27 protein-coding genes, 1 pseudogene and 1 other annotated feature are annotated in these 26,177 nt (G+C 52.7%); of the genes and pseudogenes, 17 read left to right on the top strand and 11 right to left on the bottom strand.

The features are described 5' to 3' along the window. Positions 1-3 precede the first annotated feature (3 nt). The 7 genes from OGX89_RS11450 to OGX89_RS11420 all read left to right on the top strand — a co-directional run bounded on the left by OGX89_RS11450 (position 4) and on the right by OGX89_RS11420 (position 5,990). Positions 4-1,116, top strand: a complete 1,113-nt coding sequence (locus OGX89_RS11450; RefSeq protein ID WP_125112529.1) for a 1-propanol dehydrogenase PduQ — start codon at positions 4-6, stop codon at positions 1,114-1,116. Beyond that, on the top strand, positions 1,113-2,468 hold the full coding sequence (gene pduS, locus OGX89_RS11445) for a cobalamin reductase PduS (RefSeq protein ID WP_125112530.1): 1,356 nt from the start codon (positions 1,113-1,115) through the stop codon (positions 2,466-2,468). Before OGX89_RS11450 ends, pduS begins: the two co-directional genes overlap by 4 nt. A gap of 2 nt (positions 2,469-2,470) precedes the next feature. Continuing rightward, entirely contained in the window at positions 2,471-3,025 is a 555-nt protein-coding gene (gene pduT, locus OGX89_RS11440; RefSeq protein WP_003030201.1) for a propanediol utilization microcompartment protein PduT, read from the top strand. Beyond that, on the top strand, positions 3,025-3,375 hold the full coding sequence (gene pduU, locus OGX89_RS11435; RefSeq protein WP_003834168.1) for a propanediol utilization microcompartment protein PduU: 351 nt from the start codon (positions 3,025-3,027) through the stop codon (positions 3,373-3,375). Before pduT ends, pduU begins: the two co-directional genes overlap by 1 nt. A gap of 4 nt (positions 3,376-3,379) precedes the next feature. Next, positions 3,380-3,832, top strand: coding sequence for a propanediol utilization protein PduV (pduV, locus tag OGX89_RS11430; protein WP_103771349.1), 453 nt, complete (start codon positions 3,380-3,382; stop codon positions 3,830-3,832). Next, entirely contained in the window at positions 3,817-5,031 is a 1,215-nt protein-coding gene (locus OGX89_RS11425; protein WP_232397915.1) for an acetate/propionate family kinase, read from the top strand. The genes pduV and OGX89_RS11425 overlap by 16 nt, the downstream gene beginning before the upstream one ends. Positions 5,032-5,123: 92 nt before the next feature. Next, the gene (locus OGX89_RS11420) at positions 5,124-5,990 is read left to right on the top strand and encodes a GHMP family kinase ATP-binding protein (protein WP_003834174.1); all 867 of its coding nucleotides are present in this window, start codon (positions 5,124-5,126) and stop codon (positions 5,988-5,990) included. A gap of 40 nt (positions 5,991-6,030) precedes the next feature. Here the strand turns inward: OGX89_RS11420 and OGX89_RS11415 are convergent, their stop codons facing one another. From OGX89_RS11415 to phsA, 7 genes are all read right to left on the bottom strand, one after another. Then, positions 6,031-6,366, bottom strand: coding sequence for a DUF496 family protein (locus tag OGX89_RS11415; protein ID WP_003834176.1), 336 nt, complete (start codon positions 6,364-6,366; stop codon positions 6,031-6,033). 238 nt (positions 6,367-6,604) lie between these two features. Further along, positions 6,605-7,663, bottom strand: a complete 1,059-nt coding sequence (locus OGX89_RS11410; protein ID WP_003834178.1) for an FUSC family protein — start codon at positions 7,661-7,663, stop codon at positions 6,605-6,607. 107 nt (positions 7,664-7,770) lie between these two features. Next, a complete protein-coding gene (gene sbmC, locus OGX89_RS11405) occupies positions 7,771-8,238 on the bottom strand; it encodes a DNA gyrase inhibitor SbmC (RefSeq protein WP_003834180.1) in 468 nt (155 codons plus the stop codon). 123 nt (positions 8,239-8,361) lie between these two features. Beyond that, on the bottom strand, positions 8,362-9,534 hold the full coding sequence (gene dacD, locus OGX89_RS11400; RefSeq protein ID WP_125112532.1) for a serine-type D-Ala-D-Ala carboxypeptidase DacD: 1,173 nt from the start codon (positions 9,532-9,534) through the stop codon (positions 8,362-8,364). 139 nt (positions 9,535-9,673) lie between these two features. Next, entirely contained in the window at positions 9,674-10,441 is a 768-nt protein-coding gene (phsC, locus tag OGX89_RS11395) for a thiosulfate reductase cytochrome B subunit (protein ID WP_125112533.1), read from the bottom strand. Next, positions 10,438-11,016: a thiosulfate reductase electron transport protein PhsB gene (gene phsB, locus OGX89_RS11390; protein WP_125112534.1), complete on the bottom strand. Its 579-nt coding sequence runs from the start codon at positions 11,014-11,016 to the stop codon at positions 10,438-10,440. The genes phsC and phsB overlap by 4 nt, the downstream gene beginning before the upstream one ends. Before the next feature lie 14 nt (positions 11,017-11,030). Continuing rightward, positions 11,031-13,304: a thiosulfate reductase PhsA gene (gene phsA / locus OGX89_RS11385; protein WP_125112535.1), complete on the bottom strand. Its 2,274-nt coding sequence runs from the start codon at positions 13,302-13,304 to the stop codon at positions 11,031-11,033. A 399-nt stretch (positions 13,305-13,703) separates the two neighbouring features. Between phsA and sbcB the strand changes: the two genes are divergently transcribed. Further along, positions 13,704-15,128 carry an exodeoxyribonuclease I gene (gene sbcB / locus OGX89_RS11380; RefSeq protein WP_003834187.1) on the top strand — a complete coding sequence of 475 codons (1,425 nt, stop codon included), beginning with the start codon at positions 13,704-13,706 and terminating at the stop codon, positions 15,126-15,128. A 58-nt stretch (positions 15,129-15,186) separates the two neighbouring features. Here the strand turns inward: sbcB and plaP are convergent, their stop codons facing one another. The 4 genes and pseudogenes from plaP to OGX89_RS11365 all read right to left on the bottom strand — a co-directional run bounded on the left by plaP (position 15,187) and on the right by OGX89_RS11365 (position 18,613). Beyond that, positions 15,187-16,548 (bottom strand): putrescine/proton symporter PlaP, encoded by a 1,362-nt coding sequence (plaP, locus tag OGX89_RS11375; protein ID WP_003834188.1) that lies wholly within the window; start codon positions 16,546-16,548, stop codon positions 15,187-15,189. Continuing rightward, a complete protein-coding gene (yoeI, locus tag OGX89_RS23775; protein ID WP_099045591.1) occupies positions 16,538-16,600 on the bottom strand; it encodes a membrane protein YoeI in 63 nt (20 codons plus the stop codon). Before yoeI ends, plaP begins: the two co-directional genes overlap by 11 nt. Positions 16,601-16,762: 162 nt before the next feature. Then, positions 16,763-17,747, bottom strand: a pseudogene (locus OGX89_RS11370) (LysR family transcriptional regulator). A gap of 41 nt (positions 17,748-17,788) precedes the next feature. Beyond that, positions 17,789-18,613 (bottom strand): SDR family oxidoreductase, encoded by an 825-nt coding sequence (locus OGX89_RS11365; protein ID WP_003834190.1) that lies wholly within the window; start codon positions 18,611-18,613, stop codon positions 17,789-17,791. A 174-nt stretch (positions 18,614-18,787) separates the two neighbouring features. Here OGX89_RS11365 and hisL point away from each other — a divergent pair, with 174 nt between their 5' ends. From hisL to hisIE, 9 genes are all read left to right on the top strand, one after another. Continuing rightward, positions 18,788-18,835, top strand: a complete 48-nt coding sequence (gene hisL / locus OGX89_RS11360; protein ID WP_100250077.1) for a his operon leader peptide — start codon at positions 18,788-18,790, stop codon at positions 18,833-18,835. Continuing rightward, positions 18,811-18,933 (top strand) — a sequence feature (His leader region). (Overlaps the previous gene by 25 nt.) A gap of 44 nt (positions 18,934-18,977) precedes the next feature. After that, positions 18,978-19,877, top strand: a complete 900-nt coding sequence (hisG, locus tag OGX89_RS11355; RefSeq protein ID WP_003834191.1) for an ATP phosphoribosyltransferase — start codon at positions 18,978-18,980, stop codon at positions 19,875-19,877. A 127-nt stretch (positions 19,878-20,004) separates the two neighbouring features. Continuing rightward, complete coding sequence (hisD, locus tag OGX89_RS11350; RefSeq protein WP_286560485.1) at positions 20,005-21,309, top strand: histidinol dehydrogenase; 1,305 nt, start codon at positions 20,005-20,007, stop codon at positions 21,307-21,309. After that, on the top strand, positions 21,306-22,385 hold the full coding sequence (gene hisC, locus OGX89_RS11345; RefSeq protein ID WP_125112539.1) for a histidinol-phosphate transaminase: 1,080 nt from the start codon (positions 21,306-21,308) through the stop codon (positions 22,383-22,385). Before hisD ends, hisC begins: the two co-directional genes overlap by 4 nt. Further along, positions 22,382-23,449, top strand: a complete 1,068-nt coding sequence (gene hisB, locus OGX89_RS11340) for a bifunctional histidinol-phosphatase/imidazoleglycerol-phosphate dehydratase HisB (protein WP_000080054.1) — start codon at positions 22,382-22,384, stop codon at positions 23,447-23,449. The genes hisC and hisB overlap by 4 nt, the downstream gene beginning before the upstream one ends. Continuing rightward, entirely contained in the window at positions 23,449-24,039 is a 591-nt protein-coding gene (gene hisH, locus OGX89_RS11335; RefSeq protein WP_001103544.1) for an imidazole glycerol phosphate synthase subunit HisH, read from the top strand. Before hisB ends, hisH begins: the two co-directional genes overlap by 1 nt. Continuing rightward, the gene (hisA, locus tag OGX89_RS11330) at positions 24,039-24,776 is read left to right on the top strand and encodes a 1-(5-phosphoribosyl)-5-[(5-phosphoribosylamino)methylideneamino]imidazole-4-carboxamide isomerase (protein ID WP_008785166.1); all 738 of its coding nucleotides are present in this window, start codon (positions 24,039-24,041) and stop codon (positions 24,774-24,776) included. The genes hisH and hisA overlap by 1 nt, the downstream gene beginning before the upstream one ends. Further along, complete coding sequence (gene hisF, locus OGX89_RS11325) at positions 24,758-25,534, top strand: imidazole glycerol phosphate synthase subunit HisF (RefSeq protein ID WP_000880132.1); 777 nt, start codon at positions 24,758-24,760, stop codon at positions 25,532-25,534. Before hisA ends, hisF begins: the two co-directional genes overlap by 19 nt. Beyond that, positions 25,528-26,139 carry a bifunctional phosphoribosyl-AMP cyclohydrolase/phosphoribosyl-ATP diphosphatase HisIE gene (hisIE, locus tag OGX89_RS11320; RefSeq protein ID WP_125112540.1) on the top strand — a complete coding sequence of 204 codons (612 nt, stop codon included), beginning with the start codon at positions 25,528-25,530 and terminating at the stop codon, positions 26,137-26,139. Before hisF ends, hisIE begins: the two co-directional genes overlap by 7 nt. Positions 26,140-26,177: the final 38 nt, after the last annotated feature.

The following is a 26,177-nucleotide window of genomic DNA, read 5'->3' as shown; positions in this document are numbered from 1 at the left end:
GTTATGAATAGCTTTTCACTGCAAACTCGATTGTACAGCGGCCAGGGAAGTCTGGATGTGCTCAAGCGTTTCACGAATAAGCATATCTGGATTATTTGCGATGCTTTTCTCGCGCGTTCTCCCCTGATTGAAAAGCTGCGCAACGCTCTGCCAGCGGATAACCGCATCAGCATTTTCAGCGATATCACCCCCGATCCCACCATCGGTACGGTAGTTCAAGGGATTGCACAAATGCAGTCCCTGCGACCGGACGTCGTGATGGGTTTTGGTGGCGGCTCAGCACTGGACGCCGCAAAAGCCATCGTCTGGTTCAGCCGACAGTTCGGTATTGAAATTGAAACCTGTGTCGCAATTCCCACCACCAGCGGCACAGGCTCTGAAGTAACCAGCGCCTGCGTGATTAGCGATCCGGATAAAGGCATTAAATATCCATTGTTCAATAATGCGCTTTACCCGGACATGGCCATCCTTGATCCAACGTTGGTCGTCAGCGTACCACCTGCCATCACCGCGAATACCGGCATGGACGTGTTAACGCATGCGCTGGAGGCTTACGTATCCACGAAGGCCAGTGACTTCACCGATGCACTGGCTGAAAAAGCGGCTCAAATCGTCTTCCAGTACCTGCCTGTCGCCGTCAGCAAAGGCGACTGTCTGGCAACCAGGGGGAAAATGCACAATGCGTCAACGCTCGCGGGAATGGCATTTAGTCAGGCTGGACTGGGGATCAATCATGCGATTGCCCATCAGTTGGGTGGTCAGTTTCATCTGCCGCATGGACTTGCCAATGCGCTGCTGCTGACCCATGTCATTCATTTTAATGCCCGCGATCCGCGGGCTGCGAAGCGCTATGCCCGTTTTGCTAAAGCCTGCCATTTATGCCCGGATAACGCGAACGATACAGCGGCATTGAATGCGCTCATCCATCACATCGAGCTACTCAAAAAACAGTGTGCGTTGCCTTCTTTTGTTGACGCGCTTAAAGACGGAAAGCAAGTCTGGTCACAACGTATCCCGTCGATGGTTCAGGCCGCGCTGGCTGACGTCACGCTGCAAACCAATCCTCGTGTTGCCGACGCCAGTGCCATGCAGGAACTGCTTGAGGAATTATTATGAAGACAGCCATGACGGCAGAGTCCACGCTCTATGATGCGCAGACCATTCGTGAACGCGTTCGCGCAGCGGGTGTTGTCGGAGCCGGAGGCGCAGGCTTTCCTGCTCACGTAAAATTACAGGCGCAAGTCGATACCTTTCTGGTCAATGCGGCTGAATGTGAGCCAATGCTGAAAGTTGACCAGCAGTTGATGGCCGTCCAGGCTGAGCGACTTATCCGCGGCGTTCAATATGCCATGACGACTACCGGAGCCAGTGCCGGAATTATTGCACTCAAAGAGAAATACCAGAAGGCTATCAATGCATTAACGCCCCTTCTGCCTACCGGGATCCGCTTACATATTTTGCCCGATGTCTACCCGGCAGGTGACGAGGTTCTGACCATCTGGATGGCAACAGGTCGGAGAGTTCCGCCTGCCGCGCTGCCGGTCAGCGTCGGTGTGGTGGTCAATAACGTCCAGACCGTGCTCAACATCGCCAGAGCAGTTGAGCAGCAGTACCCCGTTACGCGTCGTACCCTGACCGTTAACGGCGCAGTCGCCAGTCCTATCACACTCACAGTCCCTATCGGAATGTCTTTACGTGACGTTCTGGCGCTGGCCGGTGGCACAACCGTTGACGATCCCGGCTTTATTAACGGTGGTCCGATGATGGGCGGCCTGATTACTTCACTGGATACCCCTGTCAGCAAGACCACCGGGGGCCTGCTGGTTTTGCCTAAGTCTCATGCGTTGATTCAGCGGCGGATGCAGGATGAACGCACCGTGCTTTCTGTAGCAAAGACCGTTTGCGAGCAGTGCCGTTTGTGTACGGATTTGTGCCCGAGGCATTTGATCGGTCATGAATTATCCCCGCATCTGCTGGTTCGTGCGGTTAATTATCAGCAGGCGGCCACACCGCAACTGCTGCTCACGGCCCTGACCTGTTCAGAATGCAATGTGTGTGAAAGCGTAGCCTGTCCGGTTGGGATTTCACCGATGCGCATCAACCGTATGCTTAAACGTGAATTGCGGGCGCTCAACCACCGTTATGAAGGGCCGCTAAATCCTGAGGATGAAATGGCGAAGTACCGACTGATCCCAGTTAAACGCCTTATTACAAAACTGGGTCTTAGCGACTGGTATCACGATGCGCCACTGGCTGAAACTGATTATTCCACAGATAAAACGACGCTGTTGTTACGCCAGCATATAGGTGCCAGCGCCATCCCATGTGTAGAACAAGGCGAACGCGTTGTTCGCGGTCAATGTGTTGCCGATGTGCCCTCCGGTGCATTAGGCGCGCCTGTTCACGCCAGTATTGACGGTATTGTCAGCGAAATCACTGAGCAATCCATCACGGTAATTAGAGGTTAATCATGTCTCAGGCTATAGGGATTTTAGAACTCACCAGCATTGCCAAAGGAATGGAAGCTGGCGATGCCATGTTAAAAAGCGCGAATGTGAATTTACTGGTCAGCAAGACCATCTGCCCGGGAAAATTTCTACTCATGCTCGGTGGTGACGTAGGTGCCGTACAACAGGCGATTGCCACTGGAACATCTCTTGCTGGCGATATGCTCGTTGACAGTCTGGTACTCCCCAACATTCATGCCAGCGTACTCCCCGCAATCAGCGGACTAAACAGCGTGGATAAGCGTCAGGCTGTTGGTATTGTCGAAACATGGAGCGTTGCTGCCTGCATCTGCGCCGCCGACCGGGCGGTTAAAGCCTCCAACGTCACGCTGGTACGCGTCCATATGGCATTTGGTATTGGCGGCAAGTGCTACATGGTCGTTGCTGGCGATGTATCCGATGTGAATAACGCGGTGACGGTTGCCAGTGAAAGTGCGGGTGAAAAAGGCCTGCTGGTTTACCGCTCGGTCATACCCCGCCCGCATGAAAGCATGTGGCGACAAATGGTGGAGGGATAATGGAAAGACAACCCACCACGGATCGAATGATTCAGGAATATGTACCTGGCAAACAGGTCACGCTGGCGCATCTTATTGCTAATCCAGGTAAAGATTTGTTCAAGAAACTGGGATTACCCGATTCGCTTTCCGCAATCGGTATTCTGACCATTACCCCCAGCGAAGCCTCAATCATCGCCTGTGATATCGCCACGAAATCCGGGGCGGTAGAGATTGGTTTTCTCGACCGGTTTACCGGCGCGGTGGTACTGACGGGTGATGTTTCTGCCGTTGAGTACGCACTGAAACAGGTAACCCGAACGCTGGGCGAAATGATGCGTTTTACCGCGTGCCCCATCACCCGGACGTAATCTCATGAAACGTATCATGCTAATTGGCCCCAGCCAGTGCGGTAAAACGTCGCTCACGCAGTGCATGCGGGGAGAGGCACTTCACTATCAGAAGACCCAGGCCATAGTCTGGTCTCCTACGACAATAGACACGCCGGGTGAATATCTTGAGAACCGCTGCCTGTACAGTGCGCTGCTGGCCAGCGCCTGTGAAGCAGACATTATTGCGCTGGTACTCAATGCTGACGCGCCGTGGTCACCATTTTCTCCCGGTTTTACCGGACCAATGAACCGACCCGTTATTGGCCTCGTTACCAAAGCCGATTTAGCCAACCCGCAGCGTATTTCTCTTGTGGAGAGTTGGTTAGTTCAGGCTGGTGCGCAAAAAGTATTTGTCACCAGCGCGCTGGAGAATACCGGGGTCGATGAGATGTTCATTTTTCTGAATGCAAAGGAACCTTCATGTCTCATAAAATAATGGCCATTAATGCAGGTAGTTCCTCGCTTAAATTTCAACTACTGGCGATGCCGCAGGGTAAAATGATCTGTCAGGGGTTGATTGAACGTATCGGTTTGTCTGATGCGCAAGTCAGCCTAAAAACGCCAGCGCAGAAATGGCAGGAGACTTTGCCCGTAGCCGATCACCGTGAAGCCGTAACGTTGCTCCTGGAAAAACTGCTCAACCACCACATTATCAGCAGTCTGGATGAGATCGACGGCGTGGGCCATCGCGTCGCGCACGGCGGGGAATCCTTTAAAGACTCAGCGCTGGTAACTGATGAAACGCTGGCAGAAATCGAGCGCCTCGCGGAACTGGCTCCTCTGCATAACCCGGTCAATGCGCTGGGGATCGCGGTATTCCGCCAGCTATTGCCCAAAACGCCAGCCGTTGCGGTGTTCGACACCGCCTTTCATCAAACGCTTGATGAGCCTTCTTTCATCTATCCCCTGCCCTGGCGTTACTATGCAGAGTTGGGTATTCGTCGCTATGGTTTTCATGGTACCAGCCACAAATACGTTAGCTCACAGCTTGCTGAAAAACTGGGTGTACCACTCAGCGCCCTGCGCGTTGTTTGTTGTCATCTGGGCAACGGCAGCAGCATCTGCGCCATCAAAGGCGGACAATCGGTGAATACGTCAATGGGCTTTACGCCGCAGTCTGGCGTGATGATGGGCACGCGAAGTGGCGATATCGATCCGTCCATTTTACCGTGGATTGCCCTGCGAGAAGGCAAAACACCGCAGCAGCTCAACCAATTGCTCAACAATGAGTCCGGATTGCTCGGTGTTTCTGGTATCTCACCTGACTACCGCGACGTTGAACATGCCGCAGATACGGGCAATCACCAGGCTGCGCTGGCGTTGACGCTTTTTGCTGAGCGCATTCGTGCCACCATTGGTAGCTATATTATGCAGATGGGCGGTCTGGATGCCCTGGTGTTTACCGGTGGTATTGGCGAAAACTCCGCACGGGCGCGCGCTGCGATCTGTCGTAATCTGAATTTCCTGGGTCTGGCCGTTGATGAGGAAAAAAATCAGCGTAATGCCACCTTCATTCAGACAGAAAATGCGATGGTCAAAGTAGCAGTGATTAATACCAATGAAGAGCTAATGATTGCGCAAGACGTTATGCGTTTAGCGATATCTGAAACTGTGACATTGGGCATTCCTGCATAATACTGCCGCACCGCAAATTGCGGCAAATCATGGTAATAGCGCGATCGCCATGACACTATGCGCCGAGGATTGCTGATCACATAGGTGAAGACGTGGCTGTTGCGCAATGTCCCGCATCGTGCGGAGAACTTATCCAGGGCTGGATACTGGGCAGTGAGAAATTGGTCTCCTGCCCGGTTGAATGGTATAGCACCGTTGAGGTCACTTCAGGTTCACCGCTGACAGATGAACGTCCACTTTCGCGGGCGATGGTTGAGAGGTTATTGCTGCACTGGCAATACCCGGCACAAATGAGTCAGGATATTCGAATTGATGTCCAGTCAACCATTCCTGTCGCTAAAGGGATGGCCAGCAGCACAGCGGATATCGCCGCCACGGCAATCGCCACGGCGCAGTATCTGGGGCATCAGCTAGACGAATCCACTCTGGCGCAGCTTTGCGTTTCGCTGGAACCTACCGACAGCACCGTTTTCCGCCAGCTTACGCTGTTCGATCATAACGACGCCTCCACGCAAATTGCCTGTGAAGCCCAGCCTCAACTCGATCTGCTGGTTCTCGAAAGTCCGGAAACCTTGCTTACTGCTGATTATCACCGTACTCCACGCCAGTCAGGATTACTGGCAGGCGCTCCAGCACTGAAACGCGCATGGGAAAAGGTACAGGAAGCCTGTATCAGTCAAAATCCCTATCGGATGGGTGAAGCCGCCACGCTGAGCGCGATCGCCAGCCAGTTGCTGTTACCTAAACCAAATTTTGATTCACTTTTAGCGCTGGTAGAAGAATGTGATTTATACGGTGTCAACGTTGCGCACAGTGGCAGCGTAGTCGGTCTGATGCTCGACAGAAAGCGTCATGATGTGGACTACATAAAATGGATGCTGACGCAGAAAAAATTGACGGAGCACTGGCCGGAACAGCATTTGTTGCGGATGGTAACTGGCGGGGTCGAACTGCAATAAGGGCCGCCGCTAAGCAGCGACCCGAACAAGCATAAAATCGTTACTCGGCTTTCGCTTCGCCGTTTTTCACTTCGCCCATCGCTTTCAGCTTTTTAGAGATGTCGCGGCGCTCTTTAGAGATCTCAGCGTTTTTGATGATGTAATCATCAACACGATCTTCATAATCGCTTTTCATGCTGGCGATAATGCCCTGAATCGCTTCCACGCTCATTCCAGGCTTGATGTAGTCACTCAGGTTGTCCAGCAGCAGAACACGTTTCTGGTTGTCACGGATCTTTTTCTCAACGTCCTGGATTTCACGTTGCAGTTTGTTTTTACGACGGAACAGACGAACAAATTCCAGCACGTCCTGGAAAGAAGGCTTGGTAGTTTCCATTTTTACACCCCTGATAATGTGAGATTCGGATTCGTTAAAACAACGGCTAAAGTGGGTCAACATTACTTTCATGCCCGCCATACTTCAAGTTGCATCTGCATCGACCATGCATGGTTGAAACCTGAATTATCGAGGGTAAAGCCATTGCAGTTACCAATGGTTTTAGCCTTTTTCAGTATCATACCTCTAATCGTTGCTGAATCGAAGCAGCAGTAGAACCAATCCCCTCATCTGCTCTTTATTTGCGCAGCGCGCGACAGATCAAATGAGAGAGCAACTCCAGCTGTCGCGCCATTTCCATATTTAGCCAAACGTAGCCGTGAATGGGCGTTTCAGCGACATTATCGCCCTTATGCTCAGCAATAAGCTGACGTAACTCCACCACGGTGTCATTGAGTTTTTCCGTATTGGCAAGCACCGGTTGTGGATTACCTTCATACAATGCGTGGGTTATCGTCAGTAGCGCCTGTTGTGTCCTGAGCTGGGTTTCACGCAAAGTGTGCGCATTCAACATGACAAAGTGGCTGGTACGGCTGGCCCAAAGCGCATTGATTTGCAGCTCAAGCATGCAGACCAGGTTACGATTAACCGTTTGAATAGCTTCAAAGATTGATTTTTGAATGTGGGTTTCCTTGCTGGCGGGGACGATGAGCCCACGCATTTTGACAACATCGCTTAAAAGCTGTTGTAAATGCTTCTCCAGTCGCGGTTGCTCCAGCAGGTTGGGAGATAGCGCAGCCTGATACACCCGATTGTACCCCGTTACACAATGCGCCAGTTGAATTCGCCAGTGTATAAATGCCCGCTGCGGCCAGATACCGGTAAACAGCATTGCCAGTAATGAACCCAAAATAACATCGCCACCGCGCCATAACGCTGTGTTCATATCTCCAGCGGGGGCACCCACAACGACCGCAAGCGTTATACCAATCAGCAACGCCTGATACGGCCTTTTACCCAACGCCAGCCAGCCGCAGAGAAACATCGCCACCGCGCACCATATCAGCATTAGCGGAAGTGAAAAGAGCTCCAGACGAAGGGCCACCAGCCCAAGTACCGATCCCAGAATTGTCCCGCCAATACGCTCAAACGCTCTGGGGACAACGTTCCCCCAAAAGGAAATAGGCCCCATGATTACCACCAGCGTAATCAGAGGCCATGTACCTTCAGGAATGTTCAACAGGCGAACCAACAGAAAAGTAAAAAGAAACGCCAGCGCAATGCGAACACCATGCACCACACGATAATGACGATACAAACGAATTTCAAAAGGACTCAGTGACTTATCTGCACGCACTCATGCACTCCGTCAGGGAATTGCAAAGAACAGAATTGTACCTGTTTTTTGAGTGAAAACATCACCCTGATGACCAGGACATTCATCCTGATTTACACCAAAAACAGTTACTTCGACTGTACCGGCACGTACATTTCAATGTCCCAGTAGCCGTCCTCCATGCCATTGTTCATATAAACTTCAAAGCAGGGTTTAGCGGCTATCGCATACGTCGAATCCTGCAGCAGGCGCTCAAAGAACTGATACCACGGCGTCGCGAAGTCATAATTTTCAACGCGCGCAACGGCGATAGCATAGTCGCCCCCCGCCAGTTCGGTCTGGATCACCCCTTCGCTGTTTTCTGGGATCTCAAAACCTTCAGGCACAGACACCACGGTATCACAACGCAGTTTTTCCGCCGGAACAACGTCAGGATTGTCGTAATAAACGGCTATCCATTCCAGCGGTACGATCTGCTTACCATCGACCCACATCATTAACTGCTCGAAACCCTGCTTTACCGTTTGTTCCCACGGTCCAACCATATGGAAACCAGCAATTATGCGTTTCTCGACCTGCTTTATCTCGTACTCCATATAACCTCCGCTATTACACTGTATTTATATACAGTGTAATTTTTAGGTATGACGGCCACAAGGAATCAGTGATTATTATGTGAGCAGATTCGCACTCTTGCCAGTCAGGCACATCAGGAAAAACTACGCCTTGTGGTGGAAGTAATCGCTCAAACGCGAGAAGATGCCGCCTTCGTTGACAGACTCCAGCGTAACCAGAGGCCAGTGCGCCACCAGTTTATCCCGATCGTAGAGTTCAATTTCCCCCACACGTTGATGGGCAGCAATGGGGGCAACCAGTTCTTTCTTATCAAGAACATATTTTGCCTTGATATTAGCGACTTCGGCTTTAGGCAGGGCCATCCAGAAATCCTGCTCTGTGCCAAGGCTAATTTTTTCTTTATCGCCATACCAGATCCGTTCAATACCAACTTGCTTACCGCTACGTAAAACCTGCACGGTATCAAAGTTCTGTTGTCCCCATTGCAGCAGTTTTCGCGCCTGGTCTTCACGCCCTTTCGCACTCTCCGCCCCCATCACAACCGCAATCAGGCGGCGCTGCCCATCAACGGCAGAAGCAATCAGGTTGAATCCAGCGCCGGAGGTATGTCCTGTCTTCAGACCATCGACGTTCATGGTTTTATCCCACAACAAACCGTTACGGTTTTGCTGCGTAATTCCGTTCCAGGTAAGGCTTTTTTCACTGTACATATGGTAGAAATCCGGCTCTCCATGGATGATAGCTCTCGACAGCACAGCCAGATCGTAAGCTGAGCTATGCTGACCTGGCGCATCCAGACCATGTACCGTTTCAAAATGCGTGTCCCGCAGGTTCAGCTTTTGCACATAGTTGTTCATCATCGCGACAAACTGCGGCTGCCCTCCGGCGATGTAATCCGCCAGCGCCACACAGGCATCATTACCGGAATCAACAATTAACCCGCGACTCAGATCGCGCACAGAAACGCGATCCCCTTCTTTCAGGAACATTAAGGACGAACCGACGAATACCGGATTATCTTTCGCCCAGGCATCTCGTCCTACAGTGACAATATCTGTCGGACTAATACGCTTGCTGTCGATTGCGCGATCGACAACATAGCCGGTCATCAGCTTGGTCAGGCTGGCAGGGTTGCGCTGCTGGTGTTCATTTCCGGCTGTCAGGATTTGGCCCGTGGTGTAATCCATTAATACCCACGCCCCGGCATTAATTGCTGGAGGCTGTGGAGCGAAACTGGCGACGTCGGTCGCATACGCGGGCGAAAAAATCATCGCAAATAGTGAAGCGGCAATAAACAAACGGCGTTTCAACAGCATGTCCTCAGGAAATGGAGAAATAGCCGTTCTTTTTACGGAAGTTCTGGCGAACAAACATGGATAAATTGCAAGAAAATGTGACATAAGGCACATTTTCTTGCTGTAAGGATAGGATTTCAGATATCAACCACGTCTGGCGTTACCCTTTGCGAGGTGCTGTCTCTGCGTGATGGCTGCGATGACGATGATAGCCATCTATCATGCTGCGGAAAATCTGCCCCGGAGTGTCACCCAGCGTGCACAGGTAAATATGTGCACAGATGAATAGTAAGCCGACAATCGCCAACACCATATGCAGCACCAGCATCACAGGCCCTGCCCCTATTACCTGCGGGTAGAGGCATAACAACCCGGTGATGATTAGCAGCGGAACCAGCGCATACATGATGGCCAGATAAGCCAGCTGTTGTAGCGGGTTAAATTTACTCTCTGCCGTTGCGGCAAACGGGTGTGGTTCCCCCTTCATGATACCATACAGATAAAAGCGCGTTTGCAACAAGCAGCGTGATATCAACCCGTTAAACTTCACCCGGTAATGACAACCGTTGCCGCTGGTTGCGTTGATTAGCACAAAACCAACCCAGAAGGCCAACAAGGCGAAACCGCACCAGGTATGTACCTGCACCATCAATGCCACCGGTCCGACAGAGAAGTGCCCAAACAGGCCGCTCAGCAAAAGCAGGATAAAAAGCAGCGCATTACCCCAGTGCCAGCGGCGAACTGCCAGCGAATAGAGGTAATCCCGATGTTCTTCTCCGGTTGCCGTTTTGGGTGCCAGCATCCGACGTAACAGCGCGTGCATAACCAGGCCCGCAATCATCAGCACAATAACAACGCCTGCATAAATAAGCCACAGCGGCCAGTAGTCCGGCGCATAGTTAAGCTCTGCTCCCCAGATAGAATTCATGCTTTACCCTCCTGATGGATCTCTTTACGCCGATAAACACTCACCGGGCCGCTACGCGTATCCAGCTGGCGATAAACCTCTTTTTGATTTATCCAGTGCTGAATTTCCGGGTCGTCGCGACGACCAAATTTCAGCGCATCCGTCGGACAAACGGAAACACAGGCGGGCGATTGTCCTGTCTCCAGTCGCGTATCTGCGCAGAAGTTACATTTGTCGGCAATTCCCGTTTGCGGATTGAGATAACGGACGTGGAACGGACAAGCGGCAACGCAGTAGTCACAGCCAATACAGCGAGACTTATCCACTTGCACAATGCCATTTTCGTCGCGAAATGACGCACCGGTCGGACAAACGCTGACACACGGCGCATCTTCACAATGCTGACAGGAAACGCGAACAAACTGGAAGTGGGACAGCACCTCGGGTTCATGTTCGGGTGAACGGATCTGCACCTGTAAGCGGCTAAATCCCTCTGGCACATCATTCAAAACTTTGCAGGCAACCGTACATGCCTGACAGCCGATACAGCGTTTCTCGTCATGCAGCATGACATAAGGGTTTGTAGATTGATTCATGATGTTCTCCTTTCTCATGCCCGACGAAGCGTAACGCCAGCGGTGTGGACTACCGTACCGGAAACCGGACTGGTAACATGCGGAAGCAAATTACCGCAGTGAATACCGTGCGTTGTCGCTGCGGTTTTGGCTCCCGCCTTGGCGCCAAATCCCATATAAACAAACAGCGTATCGGGCCGAATTCCGGCGGTGACCAGCGCTTTACCTTTTTCCTTGCCGGTCGCATTTTCCAGCCAGATGTCATCACCGCTTTTGATGCCTTTTTCGCGGGCCGTTTGCGGGTGGATCCACACCGCGTTATCCCACATCAACTCGCTAAGCAGTGGCACATATTGCGTCGCACCGTTGGTATGAACCGCCACTTTTCCCTGGATAAAATAGAGTTCACTGTCGCCTTTGAGCGCAAAATTGCGCGCGCGCGGAATACCGTAGCCAGGCAGGAGCGTTTCCAGCTCTTCGGAATAGAGTTCAATTTTTCCTGACGGAGATTTAAAGCGCAGTTGCTCGCCATAGGTACCGTCGCTGTCAACCGCCACCGCGCCCGGATAGCGTTCCACAAACTGACGCACCGCTTCAGGTTCACGCAGCAGCAACGGAATCCCCCACTCCCGGTACCCTTTCTGACGCAATTCAGCAGATAGCGCATGATCGCCATTAAGCTGGTACAACTGACGCGTTTGCATATCCTGCCATGGGTAGAATTGGCCAAGGCCTAACTGCACGGCCAGCTCTTTCCAGATTTGCCAGCTCGGACGCGCATCACCAATAGGCTCCACTACCTGTTGGCGCAGGGCATAGGCTGGATTCAGGCCCGACATGTCTGAAACTTCTTCATCGCGCTCAAGGTAAGTACATTCAGGCAAAAGGTAGTCGGCATACGCCGCGCTTTCGCTTAAATAGACATCACAACTGACCACAAGGTCGAGCTGTTCAACGGTTTTGACCAGATCCGGTCGACAGGTAACGGTTTGGAAAGGGTTGTGTCGGGACATAATCCATCCCTTCACCGGATAAGGCGTCTGGTTTAACACAGCATCAATGATGCTTTGCACCACACCACCGCCCGCCGCGATGTACTTAAACTGCGGGGCTACCAGATCGATACGCTGCGCCGTTGGCTTGGGTAATTTGACATCGGGTTTTGCCAGCACCGGAGCGACCTTCTCTCCAGCCAGCTTATTGTAAGTTGCCGCCACTTTTTTCTGGTACAAACCGCCTTCACGCTCAATATTGCCAAGCAGCACATTGAGGGTAAAGATCATGCGCCGCATATCAATTTCTTCTTGCGAAAACGTCGCGCGATGGCCCGGACTGACGATGGCATGCGGTGCGCAGGCGGCCATTTCGCGGGTGACCCGGACAATAACATCAGCGGGCACATCCGCAAGCTGCTGCGCCCATTCTGGCGTGGTCTCTTGTACCGCTTCTGCCAGTTGCTCAAACCCCGTGGTGTAGCGCGCCACAAAGTCAGCGTCATAAAGATTTTCATTGATCATGACGTGACACATGGCCATCAGCACCGGTAAGTCGCCGCCCGGTTTGAGCGCATGCCATTCATCCGCCTTGCTGGAGAATACGGACAAACGGGGATCGAAGCTGACCATCTTCGCCCCCTTCTCCTGCGCGGTCATCAGCTCATGCGTATCAGCAACCTCGATCCCTTCATAGAGGTTATGGCCAAAAGAGACCATATAACGGGTATTGGCGATATCCATGGCTAAATCACCACCCATCATAACTTTAGCGGCAATGGCTTTACCGGCAGGACACGTTGATGCGTGAGTAAAGGTATTCGGTGACCCGAAAGCCGTCGCGAGGTGGAATAAATGGCCAGACAGCGAGCCGGATTTAGACGAGAAGACGACTCCCTGGGGACCATATTGCGTTTTTATTGCCGTCATTTTTTCGGCGATTTCTTTATACGCCTGTTCCCAGCTAATAACCTGCCAGTCACCGCTCCCGCGAGGTCCTGTGCGTTTCATGGGTTTAACAATGCGATGAGGGTCGTTGACCAGGCTAACGCCGCTGCCGCCGCGAGCGCAGACACGTGTCCCCTGCTGTGGCGCATTAGGGTTTCCCTGAATAAAAACCGTTTTATTATTAATCACCTGAGCCTGAATTGGGCAGCGAAAAGAACACATCTCGCACAAACTTGGCGTCAGGGATGTTTTCCCTTTGATACTCTCCGGATAATTTCGTGCCAGTGCCCCGGGCGGGAAACTGCCTATCGCACAGGCTGAACAGCCTATACCCACTCCTCGCAAAAAATTACGCCGACTAATGCTCATATAACCTCCTGTTATTAGATATATCCAATAATTATATGGCGTTTAGATTATTTATTTTTTACATCAATCACATTTCATTACAATGCATGACAGCGAATTGACATAAATAAAAACCCATTGTTTATAAAAGATTTTTAAAGTTTCCAGAACACAACAAAGAAGAGGAAAATAACAATAATGGTTATCAGTTAGATTATTTACAAACCCGCAACTTCAAGATATTTTATTTCCGTAATTTATTTTAACAGTGCGAAATTTATTAATTAATTCCATTAATGCCCTGTTTATCTCAATTTTATTGCGTGCACAATCCAGCTTCGATAATGCCATGGCTGATTATCTCGCTATTTTTTGGTATTCTTGAACCAGCGCTAAATTGATCCCGGACATAACTGAACAATGAATGACGGCAAGCAGCAACCTGGTTTTCTCTTCCACGACTACGAGACCTTTGGTACCCATCCGGCGCTGGACAGACCCGCGCAATTTGCGGCTATCCGCACAGATAATGATTTCAACATCATCGGTGAACCAGAAGTCTTTTATTGCAAACCCGCGGACGATTATCTGCCGCAGCCTGAGGCGGTGTTGATTACGGGTATCACACCGCAGGAAGCACGTGAAAAGGGAGAAAATGAAGCCGCTTTTGCTGCACGCATCCACGCCCTGTTCACCGTACCGAAAACCTGTATCCTGGGCTATAACAACGTGCGCTTCGATGATGAGGTGACGCGTAACATCCTGTATCGCAATTTCTACGATCCCTATGCATGGAGCTGGCAGAACGATAATTCGCGCTGGGATCTGCTGGATGTGATGCGCGCCTGCTATGCCCTGCGCCCTGAAGGCATTAACTGGCCGGAAAACGACGACGGCTTACCCAGCTTCCGTCTGGAGCATTTGACCAAAGCCAACGGTATTGAGCATACCAATGCTCACGATGCGATGGCGGACGTATACGCCACAATTGCAATGGCGCAATTAGTGAAGTCGCGCCAGCCGCGTCTGTTTGATTATCTCTACAGCCATCGTAATAAGCACAAGCTGGCCGCGTTGATTGATGTCCCGCAAATGAAGCCGCTGGTCCATGTCTCTGGTATGTTCGGCGCATGGCGCGGCAACACCAGCTGGGTAGCGCCATTGGCGTGGCATCCGGAGAATCGCAACGCGGTTATTATGGTCGACTTAGCCGGTGATATTTCGCCGCTGCTCGAACTCGACAGTGACGCCCTGCGCGAGAGGCTTTACACGTCTAAAGCGGATCTGGGTGATAACCCGGCCGTACCGGTTAAACTGGTGCACATCAACAAATGCCCGGTACTGGCACAGGCGAATACCCTGCGTCCGGAAGATGCCGACCGTCTTGGCATTAACCGCCAGCACTGTCTGGATAATCTCAAAGTTCTGCGCGAAAATCCGCACATACGCGACAAAGTGGTTGCGATCTTTGCAGATGCAGAACCCTTTACACCATCAGATAACGTAGATGCCCAACTTTATAACGGCTTTTTCAGCGATGCTGACCGTGCGGCGATGAAAATCGTTCTGGAAACCGAACCACGCAATTTACCGGCGCTGGATATCTCCTTTGTCGATAAGCGCATTGAAAAACTGTTGTTTAATTACCGTGCACGTAACTTCCCGGGAACGCTGGACGAAGCAGAACAGCAACGCTGGCTGGACCATCGCCGCCAGGTATTCACACCGGAGTTTTTGCAAAATTACGCCAATGAACTGCAGTTATTGAGCCAGCAGTATGCGGATAACAAAGAAAAGTTGATGCTGCTGAAATCACTCTGGCAGTATGCCGAAGAGATTGTATAAGTCCCACGCATAAAAAAACGGAGAACATGTCTCCGTTTTTTTTAGTTAAATGCCGTTATTACGCGACATCTTCATCGTACTGCGGCACCGGGTTGCGGAAGCTTTTGGTCACACAAGCCAGGTAAATCAGACCAATACCGGCCCAGATCAGACCCAGAACCATTGAGCTCTCTTCCAGGTTAACCCACAGCGCACCAACTGTCAGCGCACCGCACATCGGCAGAAACAGATACTGGAAGTGGTCTTTCAGCGTCTTGTTACGCTTCTCACGGATCCAGAACTGGGAGATCACCGACAGGTTAACGAAGGTAAACGCCACCAGCGCACCAAAGTTAATCAGCGCCGTCGCCATCACCAGGTCGAAGTTGATTGCCAGCAGAGCAATCGCACCAACCAGAATGATGTTCATAGACGGAGTACGCCATTTCGGGTGTACATAACCGAAGAAACTTTTCGGGAACACGCCGTCACGCCCCATCACGTACATTAAACGCGCTACGCCAGCATGCGCCGCCATACCGGACGCCAGTACGGTAATGGTAGAGAAAATCAGCGCGCCAACCTGGAAGAACTTACCGGCGACGTACAGCATGATTTCCGGCTGTGAAGCGTCTGGATCTTTGAAGCGCGAGATATCCGGGAAGTACAGCTGCAACAGATAGGTGGAGACGATAAAGATCAGGCCACCAATCAGCGCAGTCAGGAAAATCGCACGCGGGATCACGCGCTCAGCGTCTTTGGTTTCTTCTGACAGGTTGCTGATACCGTCAAAACCGGTGAACGAGAAGCACAGGATGGTAGCGCCTGTGATCATCGGGATTACGTGTGCATCACCTGACCAGAACGGACGGCTACTCGCCAGCGTACCGGCACCTTCCCCTTCGAACACGCCATAAACGACCATGCCGAGGATCACTGCAATCAGCACCACCTGCAACAACACGATTACGGTGTTGAAATTCGCAACGGATTTAAGGCTGCGCAGGTTAAAGGCTGTCATAAAGGCCACCAGCGCCACCACGAATATCCATGACGGTATCGACGGCACCAGGGCTTCAAAATAAATTTTTGCCAACAGAATGTTGATCATCGGAGCGAACAGGTAGTCCAGCAGTGATGACCAACCCACCATAAAGCCAACGGTCGGGCTAATGGATTTCTGGGCGTAAGTGTAGGCAGAGCCTGCAGACGGATAGCGACGCACCAGTTTACCGTAGCTCAGTGCGGTAAAGAGGATGGCGATCAGTGCAAAGGCGTAAGCTGTCGGGACGTGACCATCGGTCATTCCTGATACGATACCGAATGTATCGAACAGCGTCATCGGCTGCATATAGGCAAGGCCCATCATGACAACCGGAACCAGCGTAAGCGTTTTACGTAATTCCACGCGAGAGGTGTTTGGAGTAGCGTTATGCGACATGGTTATCCCCCATTACGGCGAAAACCGTCGCGTAAGCAAAAAATTGCCCCATTTTTTGTTAATCCTCAGCGACAACAACTGTCGATTTTTAAGTAAGTATCTATCCGGTACGAAGCCCGGCCTCTTTTATGAATGATTGGTTTGATGCAAAAAAATAACCGACGCGTATTAAAACGTCGGTTAATGTCATTTTTTGCAAGCGGCGTATTTTGCCCTAAATTGGGGAGAAATAACAAGAGATTGAAGCGACCACAAAAGAATATTTTTTCTTAACTGATTGATTTGTCAGCAGCCGTTTTAACATACACCCCCGCAATAGCACTATTTGCTAAAATTTCATCTCGCCACCAGGCACTGGCCAACCCGGCGGTCTGTTCATTCCAGCCTATCCACACGGGCTCAAAGACAATTTGTGCGACCACTTTTTTCTCAATCAGTGCGCCGCTCTCCAGAAATCGCTGCGCCAGGTAGCGCGGAATATAACCACATCCCAGACCGCTGATTTGCAATTCCAGCTTGGTTTTGAAGTCAAAAACGGTAATAGCTTCCTGATCGTCAAGCACCTGGGAACCTGAGACGTTGGCATGCTGCGCATTGTCGCCCACCACAATGGCGCGAAAACGGCGAATGGTACGACGATTTAACGGTTCCTGTTCCTGCGCCAGCGGGTGATGCGGCGCAACCACAAACACCTGTTCCAAAACTCCCAACCGTGCAAAACCAAATTCGCTCGCTGCAGGGGGGTCATGCATGGCGCCAACGATAATATCCGCCCGGCCCTGAATGAGGGCATCCCAGGAGCCGCCCAGCACGCCATTGATAAATTTCAGGCGCGTCACGCTGTGGTGTTGATAGAAAGATTCGATGAGTGGGGCCAGCAGTGAAAAGGGAAACGTATCATCTACGCCAATAACCAGTTCATTCTCCCAGCCTTCGTGAAGTTTAATCGCCTGTTTTTCGAGTTCACGGACGGTGTGCAGCACCTCCCGCCCCTTTTCCAGCAGCATCTGTCCGGTGCGGGTGAACTTAGCCCGGTGTCCGCTGCGATCGAGTAGCTGAATATTAAGATCGCTTTCCAGCTTATGGACCGTGTAGCTAAGTGCAGACGGCGTCTTAAACAATTTTGCCGACGCCGCCGCGAAACTGCCCTCTTTTTCTAATGCATCGAGGATGATAAGAACGTCCAGCAGTGGTTTCATACTCGCCCCCTGGCGGTATACAGCGGCACTCTGCTGGATTGTCACTCCATTGGCATCACCAGCGGGTCGGGATACTGGTACTCAAACCCAAGCTCATTACAAATACGGTTGCCATCAATGACTTTACCTTTACCGTTATCCGTACCGCCGCGAAATTCCGGCGGCTCCATCCCCAACTGGCGGGCCATCTGCGGATAGAACACGTTACGCGCCGGATGCATAGGCGCACATATATTATAGATGTGTCCCCCTTTAGGCGCTTGCAGCAGTAACGTGATGGCAGATACTACATCGTCCAGATGCACCAGATTGACGCCATGATGTCCGTCAGGTGCCGTCTTGCCAGCGAAGAAGCGACCGGGATGTCTTCCCGGACCGACCAACCCGGCCAGACGCAAAATATCCACCGACGTGCCTGGCAAATTGTGCAACCAGTCTTCAAGTTCTTTCAGAACACGACCGCTCGCCGTGACCGGATTACGCGCCGTCCCCTCTTTCACAGTACCTTGAACGTCACCATAGACTGACGTCGAACTGGTAAAAATAATTCGAGGGATGCGGTACGCCAGCGCACTGTCCACCAGTTCCTGCATTGCCTGCAGGTAAAATGCCTCCCCGGGACCGCTACGGCGTGCAGGCAGCGTAATGACCAGCGCATCGGCGTCCATCAGTGCATCGAGATCGTCAGCCTCACAGACCAGTTCAGGTTCCAGGCGCAGCGAGTAGCTCTCGATACCGCTCATGCGGGCCGCTTCCACCCCATCCAATGTGGTTTTGCTGCCGGTAACCTGCCAGCCTCTCGCCGCCAGCGACATGGCTAACGGCATGCCTAACCAACCTAACCCGACAATTGCGACCTTTTTCATGCCTTCTCTCCTGACTTTTGGCCTATAACGCAAGGCTACGCCAGCCCACGGTGGCTGACAATTCATAGTATCAATATGAAATGAATTAATGATCAAAAAAAGCCCTTGCTTTCCGTAGCTAAAGTGGTTTAGGTTAAAAGACATCAAATGAATAAACATTCATCGAGAAAATTTATGACACGCGCTCAATTCAAACACCATCATCACCATCATCCTGACTAGTCTTTCAGGCGATGTGTGCTGGGAGACATTTAAATCTTCCAGCGGTGCATGAGCGTATGAGAAAGCCCCCGGAAGATTTCTTCCGGGGGCTTTTTTTGTGCGTGACCCAAACTGATTCAGACAGGATAACGAGGAATAAAGAATGTTAGACAACACCCGTTTACGCATAGCTATGCAGAAATCAGGCCGCTTAAGCGATGATTCACGCGAATTACTGGCCCGTTGCGGCATTAAAATTAATCTTCACACCCAGCGCCTGATTGCGATGGCGGAGAACATGCCGATCGATATTCTGCGCGTGCGTGATGACGATATCCCAGGTCTGGTGATGGACGGCGTCGTTGACCTCGGCATCATCGGGGAAAACGTTCTGGAAGAGGAACTGCTCAACCGCCGGGCCCAGGGTGAAGACCCTCGCTATTTTACCCTGCGCCGTCTGGACTTCGGTGGCTGCCGTCTCTCGCTGGCAACCCCGGTTGATGAAGCCTGGGATGGCCCGGCAGCGCTGAACGGTAAACGTATCGCGACCTCTTACCCACACCTGCTCAAACGTTATCTCGATCAGAAAGGAGTTTCGTTTAAATCTTGTCTGTTAAACGGCTCAGTAGAAGTCGCTCCCCGTGCGGGTCTGGCTGATGCGATTTGCGATCTGGTGTCCACCGGCGCAACGCTTGAAGCCAACGGTCTGCGCGAAGTAGAAGTGATCTACCGCTCTAAAGCCTGTCTGATTCAGCGCGACGGCGAAATGGCCGAAGCCAAGCAACAACTGATCGACAAACTGCTGACCCGTATCCAGGGGGTTATTCAGGCCCGCGAATCCAAATACATCATGATGCACGCGCCGAGCGAGCGTCTGGACGAGGTCATCGCCCTGCTGCCCGGCGCTGAGCGCCCTACCATTTTGCCTCTGGCAGGCGACCAGCAGCGCGTTGCCATGCACATGGTCAGCAGCGAAACCCTGTTCTGGGAAACAATGGAAAAACTGAAAGCGCTCGGTGCCAGCTCAATTCTGGTGTTGCCGATTGAGAAGATGATGGAGTGATCTGTTGCCTGATAGCGCTTCGCTTATCAGGCCTACAAGAATTGTCACAATTATTGATATTACGGGTCTTGTAGGCCGGATAAGGCAGCGCCGCCATCCGGCAACACCCGATGATGGAGTAACGACCATGAGCTTCAATACCCCGATTGACTGGAATAGCTGTAGCCCTGAGCAGCAGCGCGAACTGCTGATGCGCCCGGCAATTTCCGCCTCTGAAAGCATCAGCCGTACGGTGGCCGAGATCCTTGAGAACGTCAAAAATAACGGCGACCGGGCGCTGCGTGAATACAGCGCAAAGTTCGATAAAACCGAGGTTGGCGCGCTGCGCGTGACCGAGGAAGAAATCCAGCAATCCAGCAGTCGCCTGAGCAACGAGCTAAAACAAGCGATGCAGGCGGCAGTGAGAAATATTGATACTTTCCACACCGCGCAGATCCTGCCGCCGGTGGATATCGAAACCCAGCCAGGCGTGCGTTGCCAGCAGGTTACCCGCCCTATCGCTTCCGTGGGCCTGTATATTCCTGGAGGTTCGGCGCCGCTGTTTTCTACTGTATTAATGCTGGCGACCCCGGCGCGCATCGCTGGCTGCAAAAAAGTGGTGCTGTGCTCACCGCCGCCGATTGCCGATGAAATCCTCTACGCCGCGCAGCTGTGTGGCGTAAAAGAGGTGTTTAATGTGGGCGGCGCGCAGGCCATTGCCGCGCTGGCGCTGGGCACCGAATCTGTTCCTAAGGTCGATAAAATCTTCGGGCCAGGCAATGCATATGTGACCGAAGCCAAACGCCAGGTCAGCCAGCGTCTTGACGGCGCGGCCATCGACATGCCTGCTGGCCCGTCCGAAGTGCTGGTTATCGCCGATAGCGGCGCGACGCCGGACTTTGTTGCCTCTGACCTGCTTTCTCAGGCAGAACACGGCCCCGACTCGCAGGTTATTCTACTGACGCCAGACGCTACGCTTGCCGAAAGCGTTGCCAAAGCCGTTGAACGCCAGCTCGCTGAGCTTTCCCGCGCTGAGACCGCACGTCAGGCACTCTCCGCCAGCCGCTTAATCGTGGCGAAAGATCTGGCGCAGTGCGTTGAAATATCTAACGCCTACGGTCCGGAACACCTGATTATTCAGACCCGCAACGCGCGTGAACTGGTTGATGAGATCACCAGCGCCGGTTCGGTGTTCCTCGGCGACTGGTCGCCAGAATCCGCAGGCGACTATGCTTCTGGCACCAACCACGTTCTTCCGACCTACGGCTATACCGCGACCTGCTCAAGCCTTGGGCTGGCTGATTTCCAGAAACGGATGACCGTACAGGAATTAACCCCACAAGGTTTCTCTGCCCTGGCCTCAACCATTGAAACACTGGCCGCTGCTGAACGACTGACTGCCCACAAAAATGCCGTCACCCTGCGCGTTAACGCCCTGAAGGAGCAAGCATGAGCACTGACAACTTTCTCAGCGTCACTGATTTAGCCCGTAAGAATGTTCGCGAATTAACGCCCTATCAGTCTGCCCGTCGTCTCGGTGGTAACGGCGATGTCTGGCTCAACGCGAATGAATACCCCACTGCCGTGGAGTTCCAGCTCAGTCAGCAGACGCTGAACCGCTACCCGGAGTGTCAGCCGAAAGCGGTGATTGAGAATTACGCGCAGTATGCTGGCGTCAAACCGGAGCAGGTGCTGGTCAGCCGCGGCGCAGATGAAGGGATCGAACTGCTGGTGCGCGCTTTTTGCGAACCCGGTAAAGATGCCATTCTGTACTGCCCGCCAACTTACGGCATGTACAGCGTCAGTGCCGAAACGATTGGCGTTGAGTGCCGCACCGTTCCAACCCTTGATAGCTGGCAACTTGATTTGCAAGGCATCGCGGACAAGCTTGATGGCGTGAAAGTTGTTTACGTATGCAGCCCGAACAACCCAACCGGCCAACTGATCAAGCCACAGGATCTGCGTTCGCTGCTCGACATGACGCAGGATAAAGCTATCGTGGTTGCCGATGAAGCGTATATCGAGTTTTGCCCGCAGGCCACGCTGGCAGGCTGGCTGTCTGAGTATCCGCATCTGGTGATATTACGCACGTTGTCCAAAGCGTTTGCGCTCGCCGGTTTACGCTGCGGGTTTACGCTGGCGAATGAAGAGGTTATCAATCTGCTGTTAAAAGTGATTGCCCCTTACCCGCTCTCTACGCCGGTGGCAGATATCGCCGCCCAGGCGCTGACGCCGCAAGGGATTTCCGCCATGCGTAAACGCGTAGAGCAGATCCTGGAAGAGCGTCAGTATCTGGTAGATAACCTGAAAACAATTCGCTGTGTAGAGCAGGTATTCGATTCTGAAACCAACTATGTTCTGGCGCGCTTCACCGCATCAAGTAGTGTATTTAAATCTTTGTGGGATCAGGGCATTATCTTACGAGATCAGAATAAACAACCTTCGTTAAGCGGCTGCCTGCGAATTACTGTCGGAACCCGTGAAGAGAGCCAGCGCGTCATTGACGCCTTACGTGCGGAGCAAGTATGAGCCAGAAGTATCTTTTTATAGACCGTGATGGAACCCTGATTTCCGAACCGCCAAGTGACTTTCAGGTCGATCGCTTTGACAAACTCGCCTTCGAGCCGGAAGTTGTTCCCGTTTTGCTGAAACTGCAAAAAGCAGGTTTTAAGCTGGTTATGATCACTAACCAGGATGGACTCGGAACCCAGAGTTTCCCGCAGGCTGATTTTGACGGTCCGCATAACCTGATGATGCAAATTTTTACCTCTCAGGGCGTGACGTTTGATGAGGTACTGATTTGCCCGCACCTGCCAGCAGACGAGTGCGATTGCCGTAAGCCAAAAGTGAAGCTGGTTGAACAGTATCTGGTTGAACAGGCCATGGATATGGCGAACAGCTACGTCATTGGCGATCGGGCGACCGATATTCAGCTCGCTGAAAACATGGGCATTAGCGGATTGCGTTACCATCGCGATACCCTGAACTGGGCGATGATCGGCGAGCAGTTGACCAAACGTGACCGCTACGCACACGTTGAGCGTAATACTAAAGAAACGCAGATTGACGTCAAAGTCTGGCTGGACCGCGAAGGCCGCAGCAAAATCAATACTGGCGTTGGCTTCTTTGACCACATGCTGGATCAAATCGCCACCCACGGCGGTTTTCGCATGGAGATTGCCGTCAAGGGCGATCTGTATATAGACGATCACCACACCGTTGAAGATACCGGTCTGGCGCTGGGCGAAGCCTTAAAGCTGGCGTTAGGCGATAAACGCGGCATCAACCGTTTTGGTTTTGTACTGCCGATGGATGAGTGCCTGGCACGTTGCGCGCTGGATATCTCCGGCCGCCCACACCTAGAGTACCGCGCGGAGTTTACCTACCAGCGCGTTGGCGATCTGAGCACGGAGATGATCGAACACTTCTTCCGTTCACTCTCCTACACCATGGGCGTCACCCTGCACCTGAAAACCAAAGGCAAAAATGACCATCACCGTGTGGAGAGCCTGTTTAAAGCCTTTGGCCGTACGCTGCGTCAGGCGATTCGTGTAGAAGGCGACACGCTGCCCTCTTCAAAAGGAGTGCTGTAATGAACGTGGTGATTCTGGACACCGGCTGCGCCAATCTGCACTCGGTAAAATCCGCCGTCGCACGCCATGGATACGACCCGGTTGTCAGCCGTGACCCGGACGTGGTGCTGCGCGCCGATAAACTGTTTCTGCCGGGCGTCGGCACCGCGCAGGCGGCTATGGACCAGTTGCACGAGCGCGAACTGATTGAACTGATTAAAGCCTGTACGCAACCGGTACTGGGGATCTGTTTAGGTATGCAACTGCTGGGCCGTCGCAGCGAAGAGAGTAACGGTGTCTCACTACTGGGCATTATTGAACAGGACGTCCCGAAGATGACGGATTTCGGTCTGCCGCTGCCGCATATGGGCTGGAATCGCGTCTATCCGCAGGCGGGGAACCGTCTGTTCCAGGGCATTGAAGATGGTGCGTATTTCTACTTTGTACACAGCTACGCTATGCCGGTAAACCCGTGGACCATCGCCCAGTGCAATTACGGCGAACCGTTTACCGCGGCAGTACAAAAGGACAATTTCTTTGGCGTACAGTTTCACCCGGAACGTTCGGGCGCGGCTGGGGCACAGTTGCTGAAAAACTTTCTGGAGATGTAATGATTATTCCGGCATTAGATTTAATCGACGGCACGGTGGTGCGTCTTCATCAGGGCGATTACGCTAAGCAACGTGATTACGGCAACGATCCTCTCCCCCGTTTGCAGGATTATGCAGCCCAGGGTGCTGAAGTGCTGCACCTGGTTGATTTAACCGGCGCGAAAGACCCGGCACAGCGCCAGATCCCGCTGATCAAAACGCTGGTCGCTGGCGTCAACGTTCCGGTTCAGGTTGGCGGCGGCGTGCGTACAGAAGCAGACGTGGCGGCGCTTCTTGACGCAGGTGTGGCGCGCGTGGTGGTGGGTTCGACGGCGGTAAAATCCCCCGAGATAGTCAAGAGCTGGTTTGCCCGTTTTGGTGCCGATGCGCTGGTACTGGCGCTGGACGTTCGTATTGACGAGCACGGGAATAAACAGGTTGCGGTCAGTGGCTGGCAGGAAGATTCAGGGGTTTCACTGGAAGAACTGGTTGAGACCTATTTACCCGTCGGCCTGAAGCACGTGCTGTGCACCGATATCTCCCGCGACGGCACGCTGGCCGGCTCAAACGTCGCGCTGTATGAAGAAGTGTGCGCCAAATACCCGCAGGTGGCATTTCAGTCATCTGGCGGCATTGGCGGAATCGAGGACGTAGCGGCCCTGCGCGGGACCGGAGTTCGCGGCGTGATCGTCGGACGCGCCCTGCTGGAAGGAAAGTTCACCGTTGAGGAGGCCATTCAATGCTGGCAAAACGCATAATTCCTTGTCTGGACGTCCGTGACGGGCAGGTGGTAAAAGGCGTCCAGTTCCGCAATCACGAGATTATTGGTGACATCGTCCCGCTGGCAAAACGCTATGCCGATGAAGGTGCAGATGAACTGGTGTTCTATGATATCACCGCTTCCAGCGATGGCCGCGTAGTGGATAAAAGCTGGGTATCACGCGTGGCGGAAGTGATCGATATTCCGTTCTGCGTAGCTGGCGGCATTAAATCCATCGACGATGCGGCGCGCATTCTCTCCTTCGGGGCGGATAAAATCTCCATCAACTCCCCGGCGCTGGCCGAACCGGAGCTTATCACCCGTCTAGCGGACCGCTTCGGCGTGCAGTGCATCGTGGTGGGCATTGATACCTGGTATGACGCCGACACTGGTAAATATCATGTAAATCAGTATACCGGAGATGAAAGCCGTACCCGCGTCACGCAGTGGGAAACACTGGACTGGGTGCAGGAGGTCCAAAAACGCGGCGCGGGCGAAATCGTCCTGAACATGATGAACCAGGACGGCGTACGTAACGGTTATGACCTGGAACAACTGAAAAAAGTACGTGACGTTTGCCACGTCCCGCTGATTGCCTCCGGTGGCGCGGGCACCATGGAACACTTTCTCGAAGCCTTCCGGGATGCCGACGTTGACGGCGCGCTTGCCGCCTCCGTCTTCCACAAACAAATTATCAATATTGGCGAATTAAAAGCGTACCTGGCAACACAGGGCGTGGAGATCAGGATATGTTAACGAAGCAACAATGCCGCGAGCTGGACTGGGAAAAAGCCGACGGACTGATGCCAGTCATCGTGCAGCATGCGGTTTCCGGTGAAGTATTGATGCTGGGTTATATGAACCCGGAGGCGCTGGATAAAACGCTCGAAAGCGGCAAAGTAACCTTTTTCTCGCGGACCAAGCAGCGCCTGTGGACCAAAGGAGAGACCTCCGGTCACTTCCTGAATGTGGTGAGCATTGCGCCTGACTGCGACAACGACACCCTGCTGGTGCTGGTTAACCCGATTGGCCCGACCTGCCATAAAGGCACTTCAAGCTGCTTTGGTGACGCCAGCCACCAGTGGCTGTTCCTGTATCAGCTGGAGCAACTGCTGGCCGAACGTAAAACCGCTGACCCAGCCAGCTCCTACACCGCGAAACTGTATGCCAGCGGCACCAAACGCATCGCACAGAAAGTGGGTGAAGAAGGCGTAGAAACCGCGCTGGCCGCGACGGTGAACGACCGTTTTGAGCTGACAAATGAAGCTTCTGATCTCATGTATCACCTGCTGGTGCTGCTGCAAGACCAGGATCTCGACCTGACGACGGTGATTGAGAATTTACGCAAACGTCATCAGTAAGTTGCGGATATGAAAAAACCGGGCACTGCCCGGTTTTT

The organism is Citrobacter sp. Cpo103, from assembly GCF_030332605.1.
In the GTDB taxonomy this organism is placed as follows: domain Bacteria; phylum Pseudomonadota; class Gammaproteobacteria; order Enterobacterales; family Enterobacteriaceae; genus Citrobacter; species Citrobacter portucalensis.
This window is presented reverse-complemented; position numbering and strand designations above follow the sequence as displayed.